Annotated in this window: 19 protein-coding genes; 15 read left to right on the forward strand and 4 right to left on the reverse strand. The window is 57.3% G+C overall.

Features of this window, described 5'->3' with window-relative positions; all coding sequences use genetic code 11:
- Positions 1–109 precede the first annotated feature (109 nt).
- From accB to E0E37_RS05490, 6 genes are all read left to right on the forward strand, one after another.
- Positions 110–418, forward strand: coding sequence for an acetyl-CoA carboxylase biotin carboxyl carrier protein (accB, locus tag E0E37_RS05465; RefSeq protein WP_281275514.1), 309 nt, complete (start codon positions 110–112; stop codon positions 416–418).
- A gap of 160 nt (positions 419–578) precedes the next feature.
- Positions 579–1,031: a 3-hydroxyacyl-ACP dehydratase FabZ gene (fabZ, locus tag E0E37_RS05470; RefSeq protein ID WP_130861982.1), complete on the forward strand. Its 453-nt coding sequence runs from the start codon at positions 579–581 to the stop codon at positions 1,029–1,031.
- Between the two features lie 76 nt (positions 1,032–1,107).
- Positions 1,108–2,451 carry an acetyl-CoA carboxylase biotin carboxylase subunit gene (gene accC, locus E0E37_RS05475; RefSeq protein ID WP_130861983.1) on the forward strand — a complete coding sequence of 448 codons (1,344 nt, stop codon included), beginning with the start codon at positions 1,108–1,110 and terminating at the stop codon, positions 2,449–2,451.
- 102 nt (positions 2,452–2,553) lie between these two features.
- Complete coding sequence (gene accD, locus E0E37_RS05480) at positions 2,554–3,435, forward strand: acetyl-CoA carboxylase, carboxyltransferase subunit beta (RefSeq protein WP_130861984.1); 882 nt, start codon at positions 2,554–2,556, stop codon at positions 3,433–3,435.
- On the forward strand, positions 3,435–4,286 hold the full coding sequence (locus E0E37_RS05485) for an acetyl-CoA carboxylase carboxyltransferase subunit alpha (protein WP_130861985.1): 852 nt from the start codon (positions 3,435–3,437) through the stop codon (positions 4,284–4,286). Before accD ends, E0E37_RS05485 begins: the two co-directional genes overlap by 1 nt.
- Positions 4,287–4,782: 496 nt before the next feature.
- Positions 4,783–5,682, forward strand: coding sequence for an NAD(P)-dependent oxidoreductase (locus E0E37_RS05490; protein WP_207302927.1), 900 nt, complete (start codon positions 4,783–4,785; stop codon positions 5,680–5,682).
- 74 nt (positions 5,683–5,756) lie between these two features.
- On the opposite strand, the gene E0E37_RS05495 is transcribed toward E0E37_RS05490, so the two are convergent.
- Positions 5,757–8,462 (reverse strand): S-layer homology domain-containing protein, encoded by a 2,706-nt coding sequence (locus E0E37_RS05495; protein ID WP_130861987.1) that lies wholly within the window; start codon positions 8,460–8,462, stop codon positions 5,757–5,759.
- A 407-nt stretch (positions 8,463–8,869) separates the two neighbouring features.
- A complete protein-coding gene (locus E0E37_RS05500) occupies positions 8,870–11,827 on the reverse strand; it encodes an S-layer homology domain-containing protein (protein WP_130861988.1) in 2,958 nt (985 codons plus the stop codon).
- Positions 11,828–12,258: 431 nt separating this feature from the next.
- Between E0E37_RS05500 and E0E37_RS05505 the strand changes: the two genes are divergently transcribed.
- The 6 genes from E0E37_RS05505 to E0E37_RS05530 all read left to right on the forward strand — a co-directional run bounded on the left by E0E37_RS05505 (position 12,259) and on the right by E0E37_RS05530 (position 17,874).
- On the forward strand, positions 12,259–13,209 hold the full coding sequence (locus tag E0E37_RS05505) for a hypothetical protein (RefSeq protein WP_130861989.1): 951 nt from the start codon (positions 12,259–12,261) through the stop codon (positions 13,207–13,209).
- Entirely contained in the window at positions 13,193–14,029 is an 837-nt protein-coding gene (locus E0E37_RS05510; RefSeq protein ID WP_130861990.1) for an energy-coupling factor transporter ATPase, read from the forward strand. Before E0E37_RS05505 ends, E0E37_RS05510 begins: the two co-directional genes overlap by 17 nt.
- Entirely contained in the window at positions 14,023–14,901 is an 879-nt protein-coding gene (locus E0E37_RS05515; RefSeq protein ID WP_130862267.1) for an energy-coupling factor transporter ATPase, read from the forward strand. Before E0E37_RS05510 ends, E0E37_RS05515 begins: the two co-directional genes overlap by 7 nt.
- Before the next feature lie 64 nt (positions 14,902–14,965).
- Complete coding sequence (locus E0E37_RS05520; protein ID WP_130861991.1) at positions 14,966–15,799, forward strand: energy-coupling factor transporter transmembrane component T family protein; 834 nt, start codon at positions 14,966–14,968, stop codon at positions 15,797–15,799.
- Between the two features lie 115 nt (positions 15,800–15,914).
- Positions 15,915–16,391 carry a QueT transporter family protein gene (locus E0E37_RS05525; RefSeq protein WP_130861992.1) on the forward strand — a complete coding sequence of 159 codons (477 nt, stop codon included), beginning with the start codon at positions 15,915–15,917 and terminating at the stop codon, positions 16,389–16,391.
- A 112-nt stretch (positions 16,392–16,503) separates the two neighbouring features.
- The gene (locus E0E37_RS05530; protein WP_165445218.1) at positions 16,504–17,874 is read left to right on the forward strand and encodes a L,D-transpeptidase; all 1,371 of its coding nucleotides are present in this window, start codon (positions 16,504–16,506) and stop codon (positions 17,872–17,874) included.
- Between the two features lie 31 nt (positions 17,875–17,905).
- On the opposite strand, the gene E0E37_RS05535 is transcribed toward E0E37_RS05530, so the two are convergent.
- Positions 17,906–18,592: an MgtC/SapB family protein gene (locus E0E37_RS05535; protein ID WP_130861994.1), complete on the reverse strand. Its 687-nt coding sequence runs from the start codon at positions 18,590–18,592 to the stop codon at positions 17,906–17,908.
- Positions 18,593–18,896: 304 nt separating this feature from the next.
- On the opposite strand from E0E37_RS05535, the gene E0E37_RS05540 reads away from it, so the two are divergent.
- The 3 genes from E0E37_RS05540 (at position 18,897) to trmB (ending at position 22,734) form a co-directional block, all read left to right on the forward strand.
- Positions 18,897–21,137 (forward strand): ribonucleoside triphosphate reductase, encoded by a 2,241-nt coding sequence (locus tag E0E37_RS05540; protein ID WP_130861995.1) that lies wholly within the window; start codon positions 18,897–18,899, stop codon positions 21,135–21,137.
- 174 nt (positions 21,138–21,311) lie between these two features.
- Positions 21,312–22,025, forward strand: coding sequence for an anaerobic ribonucleoside-triphosphate reductase activating protein (locus tag E0E37_RS05545; RefSeq protein WP_130861996.1), 714 nt, complete (start codon positions 21,312–21,314; stop codon positions 22,023–22,025).
- A gap of 34 nt (positions 22,026–22,059) precedes the next feature.
- Positions 22,060–22,734 carry a tRNA (guanosine(46)-N7)-methyltransferase TrmB gene (trmB, locus tag E0E37_RS05550; protein WP_130861997.1) on the forward strand — a complete coding sequence of 225 codons (675 nt, stop codon included), beginning with the start codon at positions 22,060–22,062 and terminating at the stop codon, positions 22,732–22,734.
- Between the two features lie 81 nt (positions 22,735–22,815).
- Here the strand turns inward: trmB and E0E37_RS05555 are convergent, their stop codons facing one another.
- Positions 22,816–24,069: a pyridoxal phosphate-dependent aminotransferase gene (locus E0E37_RS05555; protein ID WP_130861998.1), complete on the reverse strand. Its 1,254-nt coding sequence runs from the start codon at positions 24,067–24,069 to the stop codon at positions 22,816–22,818.
- Positions 24,070–24,232: the final 163 nt, after the last annotated feature.

A 24,232-nucleotide genomic window follows, 5' to 3' on the forward strand; every position in this document is an offset into this window, starting at 1 on the left:
GTCTCTTATACACATAACAGTGCAGTAACATACACGACAACCGCGCTGTAAAAGAGGGCGGCGGAGACGCCGCCCGCAATCATATTTATATTTTATCCCGCAGGAAATATTGCCAATATGTTTCCAAAGGAGACTTTTTACGGGGGCTGAAGGCGCTGGAGCCACATGCGGCGCAGAGCCTGCGGGCAAGGCTGTGAGATCGCCTATGGTGGGCGTGTTTTACGGCAGACCCAGCCCTGGGGAGGAACCGTTTATCTCTGTGGGCAGCCGGGTGGAAAAGGGCGACGTGGTCTGCATTGTGGAAGCCATGAAGCTGATGAATGAGATCACGGCGGAAGTCGGCGGTGTGGTGACGGAGATCTGCGCAGCCGACGGCGACGTGGTAGAATACGGACAGCCGCTGTTTTATTTAAAATAAAGCTGGACCGCAAAAGGATGCCGGGACCGCGCGGCGGCACGGCCGCGTCGCGGCCTTTGGGTCGGCAAGCAGCCTTTGGGTCGGCAAGCAGCCTTTGGGCCGGCAAGCGGCCTCTGGGCCTGAAAGCGGAACTGACGGCGGACGAAGGAGAGCGAAGGATATGAATAAAGAGGAGATCAAGAAGATCCTGCCCCACAGGGAACCCATGCTTCTGGTGGAAGAGGCGGAGCTGGCGGACATTCCCGAGGCGGAGGGCCAGGGGAAAAAAGCCGTGGGCAGATATACGGTCAAAGGGGACGAGTGGTTCCTGCAGGGCCACTTTCCGGGAAACCCTGTGGTCCCCGGCGTAATACTGTGCGAGATGATGGCGCAGACCTGCTGCGTGCTGCTGTCGGAGAGCCCCATGGGGGACGGCGCAGACAGCGCGGCTCTGCCCATGTTTACGGGACTGACCAACGTAAAATTCAAGCGGCCCGTAAAGCCGGGAGACGTTCTGACGCTGGAATGCACCATCGAGCGGGTGAAAGAGCCTTTTTACTTTGCGAAGGGAAAAGGAAGCGTGGACGGAAAGCTCTGTGTCAGCGGAGAGTTCTCTTTCGCGCTGGTGAAATAAGACCGGAGAGCGGAGGCGCAGCCGGCTCGTCAGGTATTTACTGTAAACTTAGGGTAAGAAAGACCGGGGTAACGTAATGTTTTCAAAAATATTGATCGCGAACAGGGGAGAGATCGCCGTGCGGATCATCCGGGCCTGTAAGGAGATGGGGATCGCAACGGTCGCCGTCTTTTCCGAGGCCGACAGGGACGCGCTGCACGTGAGTCTGGCGGACGAGAGCGTCTGCATCGGAGGACCTTCTCCCAAGGACAGCTATCTGAATATGAACGCGGTTCTGTCCGCGGCGGTGGTGACGGGAGCGGAAGCGATCCATCCCGGCTACGGTCTGCTGTCGGAAAATCCGAAGTTTGCCAGGCTATGCGAGGAATGCAGGATCGCGTTTATCGGGCCAAAGTCGGAAGTCATCGAACTGCTGGGCGATAAGGATCAGGCCAGAAAGACCATGCAGAAGGCCGGGGTAACGGTAATTCCCGGCTGCGACGTGGTAGCCAGCCTGGAGGAGGCAAAGCGTGAGGCGGAACGCATCGGCTTTCCGCTGCTGGTGAAAGCCAGAGCCGGCGGCGGCGGACGGGGGATCCGTCTGGTCAGGGAGGCGTCCGAACTGGAGATGGCCTATCAGACCGCCACGGCGGAGGCCCAGGGCGCTTTTGGAGACGGAGCCGTCTACATGGAGCGTTTTCTGTCGCCTTCCAAGCACATCGAAATGCAGATCCTGTGCGACAGGGCGGGAAATGTAGTCTGCCTGGGAGAACGGGAGTGTTCCATCCAGCGGAAGAATCAGAAGCTGCTGGAGGAGAGTCCTTCCCCTTCTATGGACGAGGAGACGCGGAGAAAGATGATGGATCAGGCGGTGAGAGCCGCTAAGGCTTCTCATTATGAGAATGCGGGGACCATCGAGTTTCTCATGGACGAGGACCGCAATTTTTATTTTATGGAGATGAATACCCGACTGCAGGTGGAACACACGGTCACGGAGATGGTGACCGGCGTGGACCTGGTGAAATGGCAGATCCGCGTGGCCTCCGGGCTGGAGCTGGATTTCACCCAGGAGGATGTACAGATCTCGGGGAGCGCCATCGAGTGCCGGATCAACGCGGAGGATCCCCGACAGGATTTCCGCCCTCAGGCAGGCCGCATCACGCTGCTCCACGTGCCGGGAGGACCCTGGGTACGCTTCGATACCGCCATCTATCAGGACTATACGGTGCCGCCCTTCTACGATTCCATGATCGGGAAGCTGGTGGTCTACGCCAAGACCAGGGAAGAAGCGATCAGAAAGATGAAGGCGGCCCTCTGCGAACTGGTCATCGAAGGGATCACCGTGAACAGCGAACTGCAGCTGGCGATCTTGTCCGACGAGCGGTTCGAAGTGGGAAATTACAATACGGATTTTATCAAAAGTCTGGATATGAATTTTTAGAGACGGGACGCAGGCAGCGGCTGCACCAGAGGGCCGGGCCGTACCGCCGGCCTGCATACAGACAAGGCGGCGGTCAAATGAAGTTTGCAAGAGGTTATTGATATGTTAAAAAAAGGGTTGTTTCGGAAACCGAAAAATCAGCTGGAGGATTACGGAAAGACGTCAGTCAGAGAGATGCGCGAGCAGCATCCGGAGGTCCCCGACGATATGTTCCTCAGCTGTCCCGCCTGCAAGGGCACAATGCTTGCGGAGGATGTGAATCAGAACTGCGGAGTATGTCCCAAGTGCGGGCACCATTTTAAGATCAAGGTCAGAGAGCGTATGGAGATCCTGTTGGATCCGGGCTCCTTTGCCGAACTGGACGCGGAAATGACCTCGCGCAATCTCATCGAATTTCCGGGGTATGACAAAAAGCTGCAGAGCGCCAGAAATGTCAGCGGCGAGAAAGAAGGCGTGGTCTGCGGCACCGCTGCCATAGGCGGATTTCCCTGCGCCGTATTTTTCATGAACGGAGATTTCATGATGGGGAGCATGGGGACCGTGGTAGGCGAAAAGATCGCGCGTATCTTTGAATACGCGGCGGAGCGCCAACTTCCTGTGATCGGCTGGACCGTGTCCGGCGGCGCGCGGATGCAGGAGGGGATCCTCTCCCTGATGCAGATGGCAAAGACCAGCGGAGCCGTCAAACGGCACAGCGACAGAGGACTGCTGTACGTTACGGTGCTCACCGATCCCACTACCGGGGGCGTGACCGCCAGCTTCGCCATGGAGGGGGACGTGATCCTGGCGGAACCGGGAGCCCTCATCGGCTTTGCGGGACCGCGGGTCATAGAGCAGACTATAAGGCAGAAGCTGCCGGAGGGCTTTCAGAGAGCGGAGTTCCTGCTGGAAAAGGGCTTTGTGGACGCCATCGTAAAGCGGCAGGACCAGCGGGAATATCTCAGGTCTCTGCTGGCTCTTCACAGTAAGGAGGTGCTGGTCTGATGGAATTGATCAAAAATCTGCCGGAGATGGACGAGGGGGACGATGCGCGCAGAATGGACGCGTATAAGCGGGTGGCGGCATCCAGAGCCAAGGGCCGTCCCACGGGCATGGATTTTATTGAAAATCTGATCATCGATTTTATGGAATTTCACGGGGACCGGCGCTACGGAGACGATCCGGCGTTGGTGGCCGGCGTGGGAAAGCTGAAGAACATGCCGGTGACGGTCATCGCTATGGAAAAAGGCCATTCCACCAAGGAGAAAGTGAAGCGCAATTTCGGCTCCATGCATCCGGAGGGCTATCGAAAAGCGCTGAGGCAGATGAAGCTGGCGGAGAAATTCGGCCGGCCGGTCATCTGCATCGTGGACACTTCGGGAGCTTACTGCGGGATCCAGGCAGAGGAGAGGGGACAGGGCCAGGCCATCGCTGAAAACCTGATGGAGATGATGACGCTGCGCACGCCGATCATCACGCTGTTTATCGGAGAAGGCGGCAGCGGCGGCGCGCTGGGCATGGCTGTGGCGGATCAGGTCTGGATGCTGGAAAACTCCTTTTATTCCGTGATCTCTCCGGAGGGCTGCGCCAGCATTCTGTGGAAGGACGCTTCTAAAATGAAAGAGGCTGCGGAGAGTCTGCGGCTGACAGCCCGGGATCTGAAAGAACTGGGCGTGGCCGAAAAGGTCATCCGCGAGCCGGAGATGGAAAAAGATTTTAAGAAGGTCTACTATCTTCTCGAAGATCTGCTGTACGACGCCTTTCAGAAGAGCAAAAAGCTTCCGGTGGAGGAACTGCTGGAACAGCGGTATGAGAAGTTCAGAAAAATCGGCAGACAGCAGGCAGACGGGCGGTAAAGAGCCGGTGTGAGACGGGAAAAAGAGAGATATGCTTCCTGTGAAGAATAACAATAGATGGAGCGCCGCGGCGGGGAACGCTGGGGGCGCTCCTTTTTTACGTCTTTGACGCCGTCTGCAGTTTTTTTGGAATCCGGGAATTCCGTCAGGATCTCGGGGCGGACCGAAGGTCTCATCCTGGAGCTATGGGCGGCCGGAAATTTCGCTGTGCCGGGCGGGCCGACGGCGCTTTCGGAAGCTGTCTGCCCCGCTGGCGCGTCACCCTGCGGGGAGGGGGCGGTGGCGGGTCCGTCGGATTTTGATGTTTGGAATGGGCGAGGGGACTGAGTACGGCCTGGATTATTTAATATTGACAATATTTTGCGGCGGGACTACAATTAAATTATAAATAATCGGAATATTTTATTCCGCAATGTGGAATCGAGGTAGATCGAAAAAGATCTTTGGCTGGCGCGGAAACGCTGCGGGCGGAGCAGGTAACGGAGGAGGAATGACTTTGTTTAAGAAATTAGTAGCCATCGAGCCGGTGAATATCACCCCCGAATGCAAGAGCGAACTGGCAGATTATGCGGAAGAACTGACATTTTACGACGATATGCCCAAGGACAACGGGGAGATCATCCGGCGCATCGGCGATGCGGATGCGGTGCTGGTGAGCTACACCAGCCGCATTGACGGGGAAGTCCTGAAGGCCTGTCCCGGCGTTCGCTATGTGGGCATGTGCTGCAGCCTTTACGCCCCGGAGGCCGCTAATGTGGACATACGCACGGCGGACAGTCTGGGGATCGTGGTGAAGGGCGTCAGGGACTACGGCGACGAGGGCGTGCCGGAGTATGTGGTCAGCGAACTGGTACGGCTGCTCCACGGATTCGGCGGCGTCATGTGGAAAGACGCGCCCATGGAACTGACCGGCGTCAATATCGGCGTGATGGGGCTGGGGACCAGCGGGACCTTCGTGGCCAGAGCGCTGCGGTTCTTCGGCGCCAACGTCTATTATTATACGCGGACGAGAAAGGAAGATCTGGAGAAGGAGCTGGGGCTGGTCTACCTGTCTAAGGAAGAGCTGCTGAAGAAGGTGGATATTCTCTGCACCTGTCTCAACAAGAACGTGATCCTGCTGGACGAGGAGGCGTTCAAAACGTTCGGAGACGGAAAGATCCTCGTAAACACGTCCATCGCTCCGTCCCACGAGATCGGCGCGCTGAAGAAGTGGCTGAAGAACCCGGGCAATTTCGCGCTCTGCGATACGGTGGGCGGTCTGGGGGATCCGGAACTGGCTTCCTTCCCCAACGTCTTCTGCGGCGGCGGTCCGGCGGCGGGCACCACCTCGCTGGCCAAAGTACGGCTCAGCCGGAAGGTGATCGACAATATAAAGAACTTCCTGGAAAACAGATAGCCCCCGGCTGTAACATGCGGATCATAAAAAAACCCCTGCCAACTCATTGGATGGCAGGGGTTTTATCTTTACGCTTATTCTGTGGTCCACGTCACGGAGCTCGTGGGGATGGTGTGCTCGCCGGATCTGGTCCGGAAGCGTTTGTTCCTCACCGTGATGGTGTATTTGGTATCGGAGGACAGTCTCTCCGTGGGCTTGAGAGTGATCTCGTAGTTGCTGGTGTCGTAGTACGCTTTGAATTCCACATCGTCGCCGTCCTCGTCCTCGAAGGTGATGCAGTCTTCGACGTCGCGGTTTCTCCCGCTGGAGATGGAGTCGCCGTTATAGAATTCCACCCGCTGGGAGAAGGTGATGACCGGTTCTTCATAGCGGTCTACATTCTTCTTTCCATCCCGGGGATAGAAGCTTACGTAATCGCTGGATTCCTTCTTGTCGCCGGTGGTCCAGGTGACGGACACGCCGGGGACCTTGTCGCCTTTTTTCGCTGTGCGGATCGACTTGGAGGCGATGCCCAGATAGTACACGGTCTCCTCCTTCAGATCGTCTTCCGGAGTGACGGTGATGACCTTTTTGGCGCTGTCGATGGAGGCGCTGAAGTCCACGTCCTTGCCGCTGGAGCTTTTCAGGCGCAGGATGACGATATCCTGCAGGTCCTTGTTAGTGATCTCGGAACCGTCGTAGCATTCCATCTTCTCGGAGAATGTGATCTGCGGCTGGATATCCAGCGCGATGCTCTTCTTGTTGTTCTTCGGCGAGAAGGAGACGTAATCGCTGGCGTCTACATCGTCGTCGCCGTTGCCGGTGGTCCAGGTGACGGAGGCCGCCGGGACCACGGTGCCCTTGGAGGCGGTCTTCAGAGCTTTGGAATCCACTGCCAGATAATACTTGGTGTCCTCATCCAGCTTTTCGTCGGGCACGATGGTGACGGTCTCTTTATCGCTGCTGATGGTGGCCTCAAATTTTACGTTGGCGCCGCCGGAGCTGCCTTCCCGGAAGATGATGATGTCCTCCAGGTCCCGGTCTTTGACCGAGGTGCCGTCATAGCACAGCATGGCTTCGGTGAACTCGATCTTCGGTTCCACGCTGGTGGAAACGTTTTTCGCCCCGTCCTTGGGGGTGAAGATCATATAATCGCTGACGCTGCTGCTTCCGCCGCTGGCGTCGCCGGTGGTGAACCAGGAAGTAAACGCGTTGTTGGCGTTGCCGTTTGCGTCGGCCAGTTCCGCCTTGTCGATGGAGATATAGTATTTGGTATCGTCGTCCAATTCTTCATCCGGCGTGATGGTGATGACTTTCTTGTCGGAATCGATGGTACCGGTAAATTCCACTTTGCCGCCGTTGGAACTGTTTTTGCGCAGCTCTACAAAATCCTGAATGTCGGACCGGGAAATGGTGCTGCCGCTGTACAGCTTCATGGGGCTGCTGAAAGTGAGCGTAATGATCGCGTCCACTTTTACTTCCGTCTTGCCGTTGGTGGGGCTCACCTTGATGGTAGTGCGGGCGTCGGACTTCGTGGGAGCCGTTACATTAGCGCCCAGCGTGATGGTGCCGGGTTTTGTCTCGTAGGTAATGCCGCTGGCGTTGGCCGTCAGCTTGGAGATCTTGCCGGTTCCGTAGAAGGAGACTGCCGAGGCCGCTGTGGCCTGAGAGACCGTGGTCCCGCTTTCCGCAGTGAAGGCGGAGCCGGCCGCGCTGCTCCCCGCCGTCAGCGCTGTCACAGTGCCGGAAGCCAGGGTGACGTCGGAGGAGGACCCGTCAAGGGAGACCTTGGGGAAGGTTCCGTTCAAAGTCACCTGCGCATTTTTGACGATGCTCACATTGGCGAAGCCGGAGCCGTAGGTGGCGTCTCCTGAAAGCGAGGAGGTCTGCAGCGCCGTTGTGTTGGCAACGGAAGCGTTTTTCACGTACGTTTCTCCCTTGGCTACCACGGATACGTTCTCGTCGTTGTTTTGTATGGTGGCCTGAGAGACGCGGCTGTTGGTCAGGGTGATGGTGTCGCCGCCGTTTACGGACAGCGTGCCCAGGACCACGCATTTATTGAGCTCCAGTTTTCCTGAACCGGAGGATTTGGTCACTGTGACCCCGTTGGAATAGATCGTGTTGGAGAGAGAACTGCCGTTGGCCAGGGAATTGGTGGGCGATTTTACGATGTTCTCCTTTTCCAGCAGATTTACAATGACGGTGGCCGCCTGGGCCCGTGTCATATTGTCCTTCGGGTGAAGTTTCTTATCGTTGGTATACACGTTGATATAGCCTTTGCTCACCATGCGGCTCATGGCCGATCTGGCCCAGGTGGATATATTGTTGTAATCCGGATAGCCGGTGAGCGTGGCGCTGTTGCCGTAGGTGGGCACTACCAGAGAAAGCATGATGGCCGCTTCCTGGCGGGTGATCTTCCGGTTGGGCCCGAAGGTTCCGTCGTCATAGCCGTTGGTGTAGCCTGCAGCAACCGCTTTGGATACGTCGCTGTAATACCAGCCGTCCTTGGCCACGTCTTTGAAGCTCACCGAAGCGGTGGCGGTATTGCCCAGAGCCTCGTTGAGCATGTGGCAGAACTCTGCTCTGGTAACGGGATTTTCGGGGCGAAACTCCCCGTTGGAATAGCCGTTTACAATGCCGGCTGCGATGGCTTTTTCTATGTACTTCTGAGCCCAGTGGCCCTTCACGTCTTTTGGCGTGTCCGCCGCGTAAGACGCGGAACTCGGCGGCAGCGCCGCGGCAAACACCATAACTGCAGCCAGCAGCCCGGTGCACGCTCTTCTGATAAACTGTTTCCTCATATCTGTCCGTCCCCCTTGCAATGAAAGTCTGAGTCAACTTAACAGGTTTTCACTTTTATTTGACATCTCAAACCATACGTCAGCGCCCGCGTCCGTAGTCAGAGGACGCAGGATATCATCAAACGTATTATTTTTTACTATATCATTTAGGTGGTGCAAATACAACGAATGTAATGGGAATGTAATGTTACAATTGTTGGACAGGATTCGACGAAAAAACTGTGGGAAGCGAGGAAAAAGCGAGGAAAAAAGGGCGGAAAAAACGGCGGAAGATCCGGCCGCCGCGCCGCATTTCCGCCGTCTTTGTTTTGTTTATTTCTGTCTTTCGATCCGGTGCCGCTGCCGCCCGCCCGGGGAAGGGTCTTCGGACCTCAGGCCCGCCGGACCGCCCGCATCCAGAACCGGGATCATACCATAGAAGGATCGATGGCGCCGCCGGATGGAACGCCGGGATCGGGCACATCGGGATCGGTCACGCCGGGATCCGGCGGAGTCTCCGCTTTGGTAATTTTAAGGGTATAGGTCTTCGAGTCGCCGTTTGAGGTGACCGTGAAGGGAATGTCGCCGGCCTGAGTGATCTTGAGCGGCAGGGAACCGCTTCCGTGGAGCGGTCCGGCCGCCAGATCGGCGCTTGGATCCACAGATTCGATGTAGACGTCCACATCTCCCGCGTCGGCGGGTATCTCGTAGCTGTAGCTGGAACTGCCCTTGAGGATCGTTCCGCCGGCGACCACGGATTTCAGATCCGTGTTGCCCGCGACTTTGATCGTCAGCTTGTAGGTGGTGTCCAGAGCGCCGCTTTTGCTGGAGACGATGGTGCAGGTAGTCTCCGATCTGCTAAGTCTGACGGTATTCTGAGCCGTGCCGTCGCTGAGAACGCCGTTTACCGTAGTGCGTCCGCCGGAGGTGGAGGCGGAGACCACCGCTTCCTCCGATCCGAAGGGTACGGTCAGAGTGTAGGAGGTATCGCCGGTCTTGAGAGGCACCGGATAGTTTTTGCCGCCGCTGAACACTGTCAGATCGGAAAGGGCGGAGGCCGGAGTGCCGGAGTTGGTGGAGGCGGTCTTCACTGCCACAGCCGAATTATTGTAGGCGGAGGAAGAAGGCGCCAAAACTGCGCATACCTTGTAAGACGTATTCACGCTGAGCCCCGTAAATCTGCCGATCTCCTTGGCGGTGTTGGCCGACACGGCGGCGCTGATCTTGCTGATGGCCGGATTGCCCGAGGAATCCTTGCCGCTGATGATCTGAGCCGCTGTGGGCGTGCCCGCGCCGGAGGAGAGGAGCACTGCGTGGATGGTGCCGGCTACGCTTCCGGAAGCCGACACGGTGATGCTGTTGTCTCCGCCGCTGGCCGTCAGGCTGATGGAAGGCGTGTTGGAGAGCGAAGCGGTGGTAAAGGTCACGGAGGAAGCAGGCACCGCCGTCTCGTTGCTGCCGGTCCGCAGCGACTTGGAATTCACCCCCAGGTAATACTTCGTGCCGGGATCCAGGTTAGAGGATGGATCGATAGTAATGACCTTCTTTGCGCTGTCGATGCTGCCGGAGAAGGCCACCTTCGTGCCGGAGCTGTTGTTTTTGCGCAGCGTGATAATGTCGGAGATGTCGCTGTTTTTGATGGTCGTCCGGTCGTAGGTGATCATCTTTTCGGAAAAACGGACGGTCAGATTGCTGCCGACGGCCACATTGGTAGCCCCGTTCTTGGGCGTGTAGCTGGCGTATCCCTCGTAACTGTCCCCGGTGGTGAAGTAGGTGGAAAACGCGTCGTTTCCGTCGCCGTCCTCATCCTTGAATTCATTTTTATCTATGACCACGTAGTACTTGGTGTCCGTGTCAAGATCGCTGTCCGGCGTTATGGTGATGACTTTTTTCGCCGAATTGATAGAGGCGGTAAAAGCTACGCTGGAGCCGGATTCCGTCTTCCTGCGCAGTTCAATGATGTTTTTTAGATCGCTGCTGCCGATGGCGCCGCCTTTATAGAGCTTCAGCGCGCTGTTGAAGGTGAGGGTGATCTTTTTGTCCACCGCTACTCCCGTAGCGCCTTTTTTGGGGTCGGGGGTGACGGAAAGGGTCTCGTCCGCCAGAGCCGGGGATCTGGTAACGCCGGAACTGACGGTGACAGAGCCCGGCTTCTTTTCGTAGGTGACGTCGTTGGCGCTGACATGCATTTTCGTTACGGCGCCGGAACCGTGGAAGCTGGACTGAGCGGCCACGTCGGCCAGGGCGATGGTCGCGCCGCTGTCCACCGTGATATCCGCCTCCCGGGCGGAGGAACTGACGGTGAGCGTGTCGATCCTGCCGGAGGCCAGACGCACGTCGCAGGAGGCGCCGTCCGCCGTGACGGAAGGAAAGCTGCCTTTCAGCGTAATATCGGCGTTCTTTACGACAGTGATATTCTGGAATCCAGCGCCGTAGGTCTCGTCGCCGGAAAGACTGGAAGTCTCCAGCGTAGCGCTGTTGGCGGCGGAGAGAGATTTGACCGAGGTGACGCCTTTGGCCAGAACGCGGACCGCTCCCGACGACTTCTGAACGACGGCCTGCGCCACGCGGCTGTCGGAAAGGGTGACGGTGCTCGTGCCGCCGCCTTCTACGTTGAGCGTGCCCAGCACCACGCAGCCGGAGAGGGACGCGTCGCCGTCGCCAACATTCCTGCTGATGGTCACCCCGTTGGAGTAGATCGCATTGGACAGTTTCGTTCCGCTTTTCGTCACGTCGGGGTCTTTGGTCACGATGTTCTCCTTATCAAGGATCTTTGCGATAAGGGTGGCCGCCATGGCGCGGGTCATGGTGTCCTGCGGATGGAGCGCGCCGTCGGAGTAAGTAGTGATATACCCCTTGCCCACGATGTACTCCATGGCGGATTTCGCCCAGCTGTCCACGGACTTGTAGTCCGGATAACCTGACAGAGATCTGTTGTAACCTGCCACGGGAACGACCAGAGAGAGCATGATGGCCGCCTCCTGTCTGGATATGCTCTTGTCCGGGCCGAAGGTGCCGTTGGAATAACCGGATACGTATCCGGCCGCCACAGCCCGGGTGATGTCCCCGTAGAACCAGTCGTTTCTGTTCACATCGCTGAAGGACACGGAGGCGGTGCCTGTATTTCCGAGAGCCTGATTGAGCATGTGGCTGAATTCTGCCCTGGTAACGGGATTGTCAGGACGGAATTCACCGTTTTCATAACCGCTGACGATGCCGGCGCCAATGGCCTTTTCTATGTAGGACTGGGCCCAGTGTCCCTTGACGTCCCGCGGTGTTCCGGCCGCAAAGACCGCGGAGCCTGAAAGTCCTGCCGCCCCCGCCGACAGAACCAGCGCCGCTGTCAGCAGAGCGCAGCACGAACTTCGGATTCGATTCCTCTTCATATGTGTTTTCCCCCTTCTTACACTGCACGGCCGGCGCCGTGCCTGTCTTAACCGTTATAGATCCACTTTATTTCTGATGCGTTTGCCGCATCCATTTCTCAGATCTGCACAGAATGTACGGTGCAGATCCCATCCCTGTTACCATCAATATAACATCGGCGGCAGGAGAATACAATCGCTGTAACCGGAATGTAATGTTGCAAAGAACGCTGTTTTTAATGTATAATGAGAAAGCAGGTCTGTTGCCGGTGCTGGGGCCTTGTCCCCACAGGGCCTGGACACGGCAGAGGACGGCGCCGGCGGAAAAGGGCCGGAGCCGGAGACAGGCGGGGAGAGACAGGTGAAGGCTGATGGGGCCGATCGACGGAACGAAACTGACTGTACAGTAACGACAGAATAAAATCGAGATAAACAGATAGGGAGGTCTGCGGATGGACAGTCTGAAAAAGACACTGCTGCTGGTGCTGGCGCTTCTCATCGCGGCGGGACTGTTTTATGGATGCGGGAAACGGCCGGAGGCCATTGAAGCTGAATTTGCGGAAATGATCGGCGCGGAAAAGGTAACGCCGGAGGGCATGAGCGAGGCCGCCGAATATATGGAGAAGTATCTGCATAAACTGGATCGGGAAAAGGCCGGTCACATGCTTGTGGCCTACGAAGAATTTGCCACCAGATATATCAACACGGACTCTGATCAGACGCAGGTGCAGTCGCTGCTGCCCTTTGCGGACGGGAAGACGGGACTGATCACCGTGGACAAGATCAAGAAGGACCAGAAAGCGAAGGCGTATTTCGACAGGCTCACCGACTCTTATGTGCGGGTCTGTTCGTACGAGGGGAAAATCGTGCTGCAGGTGGACTATGAGCGTCTGGGCGACGAGTTCGGCGGGGACGTTCTGCCGGCGGTGCGGGATCTTTACGGGATCAAAGCCGTGATCAACAAAAAACCTGCCACGGTCAACGCCACCCTGCAGATTACATACGAGGAACTGCTGCGGCGCGCGGCCGCCGTGGAGGCGCTCATCGTGGACAACAGGGAAGAGGAACTGATCGCGGAGGACGCCCGGTGGCTGTATTCCAGCTATCTGAACATGATATTGGCGGGAACCACCAATTCGCCGGTGTTCAGCTATGAGACGGGAGAATTTTCAGAGAAGGCGCGGACGGCATATTCCAATTTCGTAAAAGAGAATCCCGATCTGACGCTCACCTGGGCCATCAGCGAGTATTTCCGTTATTTAAATCAGATCGATTTTACGATGAATTATAAGGACAGCGAAATGAGCAAGGCGTTTTTCGACAACTGCGCGCGCATTGTGTCCGAAACAGAAAAGAGAGTATATCAAACAGATGGAACCGAAGCGGATGGAACCGATAATTAAGATAGAGGATCTGGTATTTGATTATCAGAGCGACGAGGACGGAGGAACGGTAACGGCGGTAGATCACGTGAGTCTGGATGTGGAGCGGGGAAGCTTCACGGCGGTGATCGGCCGGAACGGTTCGGGAAAGTCCACCCTGGCAAAGAACGTGAACGCGCTGCTGCTGCCCAGCGGCGGGGCGGTGTACGTGAACGGATACAGTACTGCTGATGAAGACAAGCTGTGGGAGATCCGCCGGACGGCGGGTATGGTTTTTCAAAACCCGGATAACCAGCTTGTCTCTTCCATTGTGGAGGACGATGTGGCTTTCGGGCCGGAAAACCTGGGAGTGGAGCCGGCGGAGATCCGTCTGCGGGTGGATGAGGCTCTGCGGGCGGTGAACATGTACCAGTACAGGAAAAAGGCGCCCCACCTTCTCTCAGGCGGACAGAAGCAGCGGGTAGCCATCGCCGGCGTGGCGGCCATGCGGCCGGAATGCATCATTCTGGACGAACCCACGGCCATGCTGGATCCTCTGGGGCGGAAGGAAGTGATGGATATCATCCGGAAGCTGCACGCCGAGGGGATCACGATCCTTCTGATCACGCATTTCATGGAAGAAGCCGCCCAGGCGGACCGGGTGGTCATCATGGACCGGGGAAGGCTGGCGCTTTCCGGCACGCCGGAAGAGGTCTTCTCTCATCGGGAAGAGATCCGGGATATGAGCCTGGACGTTCCGTTTGCCGTGGAGTTGGCGGATCGTCTGAGAAAGAAAGGCGCGGCGCTTCCGGAGGGGATCATCTGTGAGGAAGGGCTGGTAAACTGCTTATGCCGATTGTAATAGAAGTAAAAAATCTGACGCATATCTACGGGGCAGGCATGCCCTTTGAGACCGTGGCGCTGGACGATATCAGCTTTTCTATCGAAACGGGGGAGTTCGTGGCGCTGATCGGCCACACCGGTTCGGGGAAATCGACGCTGATCCAGCATCTGAACGGACTTTTGCCGCCTTCCTCGGGAAAGATCTTTGTGGAGGACAGGGATATTACGGAAAAGGGCGTCCGCATGTGGGATATCCGCAGAAAGATCGGCCTGGTGTTTCAGTATCCGGAGTATCAGCTTTTCGAGGAGACTGTGGCGAAAGACGTAATGTTCGGTCCGAAAAACCTGGGACTTTCGGAGGAAGAGGCGGAGGAACGGGCCCGGGCGGCCGTGGAGCTGGTGGGTCTGCCCTGGGACGAGATCAGGGAACGGTCTCCCTTCGCGCTGTCGGGTGGACAGCGGCGGCGGGTGGCCATCGCCGGCGTCATCGCCATGGAGCCGGCGGTGCTCATTCTGGATGAACCCACGGCGGGGCTGGACCCCAAGGCTCACAGCGATATTCTGCATATGGTGGAGACCATACGGGCGGAGCGGGGGATCACGATCATTCTGGTCTCACATAATATGGAAGATGTGGCCCGCCTGGCAGACAAGGTCCTGGTCATGGACAGCGGACGGCTGGCCATGTGCGGGACGCCTGCGGAGGTCTTCTCCCGGGCGGAAGAACTGTCGGAGCTGGGGCTCTCGCTGCCTGCGCCGGCGGAGTTCATGAACCGGCTGGCCGCGGCGGCGGCAGAACGGGGAATGGAGCCGCCCCAATGCGGCGCGCTCACCGCCGATCAGGCGGAGGAGGCCGTGCTGGCCTGGCTCAGAGAGACTGGCCGCCTGTGAGCAGACGGCGTGACCCATTCATACAGTTGCAACGATTCGTTATAAAGAATAGATTGGAAGTAACATGCTGAGAGATATTACGCTGGGCCAGTACTATCCGGGAGAATCCTGGATCCACAGGCTGGATCCAAGGGTGAAGATTTTAGGGACGTTCGTCTATCTCATCTCCCTGTTTCTGGTGAAAGATTTCTGGGGATTCCTGTTTTCGGTGATCTGTCTGGGAGTCTGTATCAAAGTTTCCCGGGTACCGCTGAAATTTATGCTCCGGGGACTGAAACCCATTTTTTTCATCATACTGTTTACCTTCGTCATCAACATGTTTATGACGCGGGGGACCACGCTGTGGGAACTGGGATTTCTGAAAATTACCAGGGAAGGGCTGTACAACGCCTTTTTCATGGCAGCCAGACTGATCCTGCTGATCATCGGCTCGTCCCTGCTGACGCTGACCACAAAGCCCATCAGTCTCACAGACGGAGTGGAAAAGCTGCTCTCGCCGCTGAGGCGTTTCGGCGTACCTGCCCATGAGCTGGCCATGATGATGACCATCGCGCTGCGGTTCATACCCACGCTGCTTGAAGAGACGGACAAGATCATGAAAGCGCAGATGGCCAGGGGAGCGGATTTTGAGAGCGGAAACCTGTTCCATCGGGCAAAGAGCCTGATCCCTCTGCTGGTGCCGCTGTTTATCAGCGCTTTTCGCATCGCCACCGATCTGGCCATGGCCATGGAGGCCCGGTGTTATCGGGGAGGAGATCAGCGCACGCGCATGCACGGCATGAGACTGGGAGGAAGGGACGCCGCGGCAGGGACGCTGCTGACTCTCTATCTTGCCGCGATCGTCTTTCAGGCGTACGCCTGGCCGCTGATCGCCCCTGTGGTCCGGCAGGCGGTCTGACAGACGGAGACGGCGGCGGCAGGAGCCGCCCTGCAAATTTAATATGAAGCAAACCGGAAAAGTAGAGGTGACATTATACTGATCCTGTTTGGAATAAAGAAAGGAGTGTACCTTAATGAAAGAAAAAGGGACAAATTTTTTAATCCAATCAGCAGTGATCGCCGCCCTCTACGCGGCGCTTACACTGGCGCTGGCGCCGTTCTCTTACGGCGTAATGCAGGTGAGAATATCGGAGGCGCTGACGGTGCTTCCGTTTTTTACACCGGCGGCGGTGCCGGGGCTGTTCGTGGGATGTCTGCTGGCCAATATCATCGGGCCTTACGGATTGGCCGATGTGATCGGGGGCAGCCTGACAACGCTGATCGCGGCGTTCCTGTCCTACAAGCTGCGCGGCAGACCGCTGCTGGTACCCCTGCCGCCCGTGGCCGCAAACGGTCTGATCATGGGCTGCATGCTGCATTATGTCTTCGGCGTTCCAGTGGCTCTGTGGGCCTGTATTCTGGGAGTTGCCCTGGGGGAACTGATCGCCTGCTACGGGATCGGCTATCCCCTTCTGAAATATTTGACCAGGTATCCGAATATATTTAGATAGCGCGCCGCAGACCCGCGGCACAGGACGTAAACGCGTCCGGGGCGCATGGATTTGGCCTGGACCGCCGGCCGGAGCGGCCGGCGGTCCGCGCCGGAAAATGGGGGAATCGAGTATGAAAAACAGGACGCTGTTGACGCTGGTTCTTTTTCTTACGGCAGTGATGCTGTTTTTTGTCATACTGCACGGGGGAAGGGACACTCTGCTTCAGCGGGAAAATGTGCTTACCGCTTCCGCCGGATTTCCCGCTACGGAGATGGGAGAGACGATCGCGGCGGTGGACGACGAGATCATGGACCCGAAGACTCCCATTCAGCTGAAATACAGCCGTTATCCCATCACTTACGTATATTTTGTCGTCGATGAAGAGTCGATCCCTGTCTATTCATCGCCAAATAACGATAAACGTGTCGTGCGGCAGGCCGCTCAAATGGAGAAACTTTCCTATGTAGAGACCGTCACGCTGGAGCAGGACGGCGGTCAGGAAGTCTGGTATCACGTGTTCTGGTATGAGAACGGAGGGGGAGAAGTTCTGCCGGACGGCAGCGCGGAGGCGGCGGAGAAGCGCTTTGGATTTATTCCTGAGGGGAGCGCGGAAAAGCGCCGGCTGCGGGTGGATCTGATGGCGGAATATGTGAAAAAGGCAGAGACCTTCGCCTCCGGGGGCGGGATCACGCACATCTCAAATTATAAAAACGGCCACGGCAGGCCGCCCCAGTACAGGGGCGGGGATCAGGACGCACTGGGAAATCAGCGCAGCCAGAGCGCGCCGGGGTACGCGGATCCCACGGACAAAAGCGAGTTTGTCTATCTGGCCGACGGCACTCTGGTCCGGGTGTTGGAACCGGCGGTGGGGGCGGATGGAAGGCCTGTTTCCGGAGGGGAAGATCCACAGTTTCGCAAGGTGCTCAGCGCCAACGACGGAAAAACGTATTATGTTCCTCTGGCGTATCTGCCGGATACGGAAGCTCTTACAGAGCTGAAGAAAGTGGTGGTCATCGACCGGAACAACCAGAACGAGGCCGCCTTTGAAAAAGTCGGCGGAGCGGGTCCGGCAGACGGGACCGGACTGGAGGGTGAAGCTGCGCCAATGGATGAGAACGGGCCGGCAGACGGGTGGGTCTGCGTGTCCCACACGCTGGCCACCACGGGAAAAAGCAGCCAGTACGCTGTTCCCACGCCGCTGGGCTTCTATATGATGATGGAGAAAAGGCCCCAATTTTACTACTACAAGGACGGCACCACACAGATCCAGGGCTACGCGCCCTATGTGCTGCGTTTCTGCGGCGGGGCCTACATACACGGCGTCCCCGTATCCTACGAATATAAAAACGGAAAGCGGATCACGCCGCCCATAAAGGAATTTTCACCTACCATGGGCACCGTGCCGCTTTCCCACAAGTGCGTGAGGAACTACACGTCTCACGCGGAATTTCTCAGCAGCTGGTATGAGCCGGGGAAGACCGCAGTGATCGTCATCGAATAGACGGCCGCCCGCCGCAGACGGGACGCGGGATCTACGTCTCGATGCTCTCGATCTCCGGTATATCTTCCAGAAGCCCCGTCATATCCGATGTGTCGAAGAGCTTGGGACATTTGACCAACAGCCGGACCTCCAGCACGCCGTCGCTCTGGCGGCTGATGCGCAGGCTGGTCACATCCACTCCGTGTACCGAGGATATTTTGGACACCAGGGCCTCCGCGTGTTTCGGGTCGGACGCGTGCAGCACCACCACGCCGGACACTGGTTCGCGCACCAGTCTGGTGTTTTTGTGCAGCAGGATCTGAAACAGCAGGATCAGCAGCGTGACGCCGATGCCGGTGAGGTACATGCCTGCGCCGATGGCCACGCCGATGCCCACCGTCGCCCAGAGTCCCGCGGCGGTGGTGATGCCGCTGACGCTCTGTTTATTGCGGATAAAGATAACGCCGGCGCCCAGAAAACCGATGGAAGTGACTACGCCCGCCGCGATACGGGAGGGGTCAAGACCCACGCCCGGCATGGACAGCATGTCGGCGAAACCGTATTTTGAGACGATCATCATCAGCGCGGCGCCGATGGCCACGATGAGATGGGTGCGGATCCCCGCCATCTTTAAGCGGTTTTCTCTTTCGTAACCGATGGCTGCACCGCAGATAGCCGCCAGAAACACGCGGCCGAAATATTCAAGCTGCAGCAGAACTGCCACATCGATCAGTTTCATGGTCTGCCTCCCCTCTATAAAGAATGGATTTATTTGAACAATCCGGAAAAATTTTCTCAAAGACGCGGGACAAAAAGCCGCGCCCTCCCGAGCCTTAAAAAATTTGTTGTTATATTATATACCCTAAAACCCCGATATGCAAACGCCGCGGGGAATTTGGGGACGGGCGCCGGGGCCTTAACAGGGGTGTTACGGAGAAATAAACTGTTGCGCAATGTCCCCCTTTCATATACTATATATAGGGAATGATGAAAAGGAAACAACGATAGAGAGTATGAGCGCAATGGATCAGAGGAGCTGGAAAATGAGTATTACAAAGGTTCAGAAACGGAACGGAGAGATCGTGGATTTTGATCTGGGCAAGATCAAAAATGCGATCTTTGCCGCGGCTAAAGCCGTGGGGGGACAGGATGAAGTGGAAGCCCGCAGGCTGGCGGGGCTGGTAGTATCGGTGATCGAGGAGAGTCACGGGGCCAGCATTCCTTCGGTGGAGGATATACAGGACATCGTGGAAAAGATCCTCATCGAAGAGGGACACGCAAAAACTGCGAAGGCGTACATATTGTACCGCCGCGAGCGGGAGGAGCTGCGCACATCCAACAATCTTTTCATGGACGCGGAGCAGATCATCGAGGAATATGTGTCGCTGGACGACTGGCGGGTCAATGAGAATTCCAACATGGGCTATTCGCTGCAGGGTCTGAACAACCATATCGTGGAAGGCATCACAAAGAAATACTGGCTCAATAAAATATACAGCAAAGAGCTGAGAGACGCGCATCTCCGCGGAGATCTGCACATTCACGATCTGGGCCTGCTGGCGCCCTACTGCTGCGGCTGGGATCTGGAAGCGTTTCTGCTGAAGGGATTCAAGGGAGCCAAGGGAAAGATCGAGTCTCTTCCGCCCAGGCATTTTGAATCCGCGCTGATGCAGCTGGTCAATCTGCTTTTCACCCTGCAGGGTGAGGCGGCCGGCGCGCAGGCTGTCTCCAGCATCGATACATACCTTGCGCCTTTCATTTATTATGACGAGCTGAATTACGAGCAGGTGAAGAAGGCCGTACAGCGGTTCGTCTACAATCTGAACGTGCCGACCAGGGTGGGATTCCAGACGCCCTTCACGAATATAACGCTGGATATCGCGCCCCATCCTCTGCTGAAAAACCAGGGAGCGATCATCGGCGGCAAGATGATGGATAAGACCTACGGAGAGTTCCAGAAGGAAATGGATATGTTCAACCGCGCTTACTGCGAGGTGATGATGGAGGGCGACGGAGCGGGCAGAGCGTTCAGCTTCCCCATTCCCACGGTCAACATCACCAAAGACTTCCCCTGGGATTCCCCGGCGGCTAACGCTATCATGGAGATGACGAGAAAATTCGGCACGCCGTATTTCGCCAATTTCCTGAATTCAGATCTGTCTCCGGAGGATATCCGGTCCATGTGCTGCCGGCTGCGGCTGGACAACAGAGAGCTGCGCCACAGGGGAGGCGGTCTGTTCGGAGCCAATCCGCTGACCGGTTCCATCAACGTGGTGACGCTGAACATGGCCCGTATCGGTTACACATCAAAAGATGTGTCTGAATTCAAAAAACAGGTGCGCAAGCTGATGGAATACGCCAGGGAGATCTGCGATCTGAAGCGGGCGGCGCTGGAACGGTATATGGAGATCGGACTTTATCCCTACTCGAAGTTCTATCTGTCCGGTGTGAAGGCCGCCACCGGGGAGTATTTCAAGAATCACTTTTCCACCATCGGACTGAACGGCATGAACGAAGCCTGTCTGAATCTGCTGGGCGTGGATCTGACCACGGAAGAGGGCAACGAGTTCGCCGTGGATATCATGAATTTCATGAACCGGGTCATTCAGCTGTTCCAGGAAGAATCGGGAAGCCTGTGGAACCTGGAAGCGTCCCCGGCGGAGGGGACCAGCTACCGTTTCGCCCGGCTGGATAAGAAGCTGTACCCCAACATTGTGACCCAGGGACATGACGAACCCTATTACACCAATTCGACCCAGCTTCCGGTGGGCGCTACGGACGACATTTTCGAGGCCATCGAGCTGCAGGAGGATCTGCAGACTGCCTATACGGGCGGAACTGTTCTGCACGGCTTCATCGGGGAGCAGATCGACGACGTGGAGACGTGCAAGACCTTTATCCGCAAGATCATGGAGAACACGGCCATCCCCTATGTGACGGTCACGCCAACCTTCTCCATCTGCCCGGATCACGGCTATATCGCCGGCGAGCATTTCGAATGCCCCGACTGCGGCAAAGAGGCTGAAGTCTGGACGCGGGTGGTGGGATTCCACCGTCCGGTACAGGCGTGGAACAAGGGCAAGAAAGAGGAATACAGGGACAGAAAGGAATTCTCCGTTTCCAGCAGCCTGCATTCCAAAACTCTGATGAACGGCAGGACGGCGGCCGCCGGATCTTCCGTCAAAGATCAGACCGAAGGCGAGGGGCTGAAGGTGGTAGGCGGCGTCTCTGCGCGGAACGCCTCCGGCGAAGGATCCGCGGAAAACGCTATGGGCGCCAAATAGCCCGGGACCAGTCCGGGCCGGCGTCGGATCAGGCGCGGTTTTCCGCCGGCTGCAGGACATGCAGCAAAGATAGAACGGGGTAAATAAAACGATGAAACGCAGTGAAAAGCAGGCTCGTTTGAGCGCTGGATTTGCTGCGTTTTCCATGTAAAGAGGGGAGGGGGCAGAACGCAAATGAAGATCGCCGGAATTATAAAATCGTCCTTTATCGACTATCCGGGCAGCGCCGCTGTGGTGATTTTTCTCGGCGGCTGCAATTTCAGCTGCGGCTACTGCCACAATCCGGAGATCGTGCGGGGAAGTGAAGCGGAAATTGAAGTGCCGGATTTTCTTGAATTTCTGAAGAAACGGCGGCGGTTCGTGGACGCGGTCTGCATTTCTGGGGGAGAGCCCACCCTCTATGGGGAAGAGCTTTATGAGCTGATCGCCCGGATCCGGGAACTGGGATATCGGATCAAACTGGATACTAACGGCACGGCCCCAGTGCTTCTTCGGCGGCTTCTGGAAGCGGGAATGGTGGAGCACGCGGCCATGGACGTGAAGGGCCCCTGGGAGAAATACGCGCAGATCGTCCGGGAGGGAGGCGCCATGGTATCCCGTGTACAGGAGAGTCTGGCCCTGCTCATGGAGCAGGCTGAAGCATCGGAGGGAGCCTTCACCTTTGAACTGCGCACTACCGTGTGCAGGGAACTGCTGGACGCGGCGGACATCGAAAACATGGCCCGGCAGCTTTCGGGAGCCTCCTGCTGGTATCTGCAGACTTTTAAGCGGCAGGGAGCGCTGCTTGACGAAGCAGGGGCATACAGCGCCTACAGCCCTGAGGAGATGGAAAGGCTGCGGGCCGCCGCGGAGGCGGCAGGCACAGTAAAATCGGTGAGGGTCCGGTAGCGGGCGGTAATAGAAAAGATGTGCGGAGGGAAAGATGCGGCAGCGCAGAATTAAAAATTTAGAGGAAAAGACGGCGGCTTTCGCCTCTTATATCGCGGAGTCTCCGGCTGAGGCCAAGGGCAGATGGGCGGAAGTGTTTGCAGAGCGGGCTGCGGAGCGCGGGGCTTCCGGCAGCGCCGGCGCCGGGGAGATATATCTGGAGATCGGCAGCGGCAAGGGCCGTTTCATCACCACGCTGGCGGAGCGGTATCCGGACAGGCTGTTCATCGGCGTGGAGGGGGCGGAGAGCGTGGTTCTGCGGGCTCTGGAGAAGGCGGCGGAAAAAGAACTGCAGAACGTGCTGTTCATCACCGATTATATCCACAGCCTGTCGGAGTTTTTTGAGAGAGGAGAGCTGAATGGGCTCTATCTGAATTTCAGCGATCCCTGGCCCAAGGACCGGCACGCAAAGCGGAGGCTGACCCACAGAAGATATCTGGAAAGCTATAAGGAGGTCCTGCCGCCGGGCAGCTTTATCGAATTCAAGACGGACAACGACGGACTGTTTGCTTTCTCGCTGCCGGAGTTCGAGGCCTGCGGCCTGACGGTGGAACAGAAGACCGACGATCTGCACAGATCGGAGTACTCATCCAGGGAGATCGAGACAGAATATGAGCACAAGTTTCGTCTGCTGGGAAATAAGATCCACTACTGCAGAGTGCGGATCTGATCATAAAAGGACTGCGGGATCGGGAAGCCGCCGAAAGGCGGCTGCGATGCGCAGTCCTTTTTCTGTCTGTTCTTATGCCGCTTACTTAGCCTGATCTACCGCGTTCATAGCGGCCACCATCTTCTCCGGTATCATCCGGCACTTTTCCTCCGAGATGGCGCAGATGGCAATTCGGATACCTCCGCCGATGGGAACGGCAAAGATGTCGTACTTCTGCAGCTCCACGCTCACGGCGTCTGCGTCCCGGCAGGGGATGGTGACGAAGAATCCGGAATCATAGGGGCACATGGAAAGGCCGGCTGATCTGGCGGCGTCCATGAACGCGGTCCCCCGGCGGATGAGCACATCCAGATAGTGCTCCCTCTCCCGCGTGACTTTATCGAGAAGCTCCTTGTCGTTGAAGATGCGCGCGATGGTCTCCATGGCGGCGCGGTTTCCGTTGGACCAGGAGGCCCGGCTGGCCACGGAAGACGCCGCCTTGAACTCGTCTGCGATCTCCGGCGTGGGAGCGAGACAGAGCAAAGCGCCGCAGCGCATGCCGTACATGGTAAAGCCTTTGGAGGCGCTGAACGCGATCAGAGGCAGTATATTCTCCGGCAGCCCCGACAGCTTCGGAAGGAAGGCGCGGTACTCCTCCGCGTCGCCGGAGAAATCCAGATAGGCGATGTCCGCCAGAAGGACGATCTTCTTCGTATCTCCTGCAGCCTCCTTCAGGGACGTAATGACCTGATCCCAGTCGGAGAGCGTGAAGGTATATCCGGTGGGGTTGTGGGCCGGAGTGTTGATGATGACTACGGTCTCGTCCTGCCGGCTGAGTATGCTCTTCAGCTTTTCATCAAAGCTTCCGGCGTTGAATCGGTGGTTCTCATCAAAGAGCGTGTAAGTTTCCAGACTGCGGCCCTGCTCGGTCATGATCGTCCGGTAAGGGCTCCAGTGCCAGTCGGATGTGAGGACCGCGTCGCCGGGCCTGGTGTAGCAGGAGACGGCGTTGCGGATGGCTCCGGTCCCGCCCGGTGTAAAGCAGGCCTCCACATAGCCCTGCGGAATATTCTTTCCGAACACGGCGGTCTTCACCGCCTCCAGATAGGAGGGGATGCCCGCGATGGGAGCGTACTCCGCGTAATCGACGGGACTTAGATTTTTCAGAACGTCCACCACAGAAGAAAGGACGATGAGCTCGCCGTCGTCGTCCAGAAGGGCGCCGATGGTGGAATTGACCACGTTCTCCCTGCCGATCTGGGCGATGCGGGCTTTTGCCAGATTGCTCACTCCGAATATTTTATCGGGACCGCCGATGGTCCTGCCGTTTGCCTGTGCCATGATTAATTGTGCCATAATTACATATCACCTCATTTATTCTGCTTCCATATTGTATGCCGCCGCGGCGACGACGTTCCTTTGCCGCATTTCATGCCATTCATTATAGTAGGAAAAAGCGGCGGATGCAAGGAAATTGTTGCGTCTGTACCGGAAGAGGGGCCTGGAAGTCTGTCCCGGC

Origin of the sequence: Bacilliculturomica massiliensis (assembly GCF_900605495.1) — a bacterium.
Lineage (GTDB): Bacteria > Bacillota > Clostridia > Peptostreptococcales > Anaerovoracaceae > Bacilliculturomica > Bacilliculturomica massiliensis.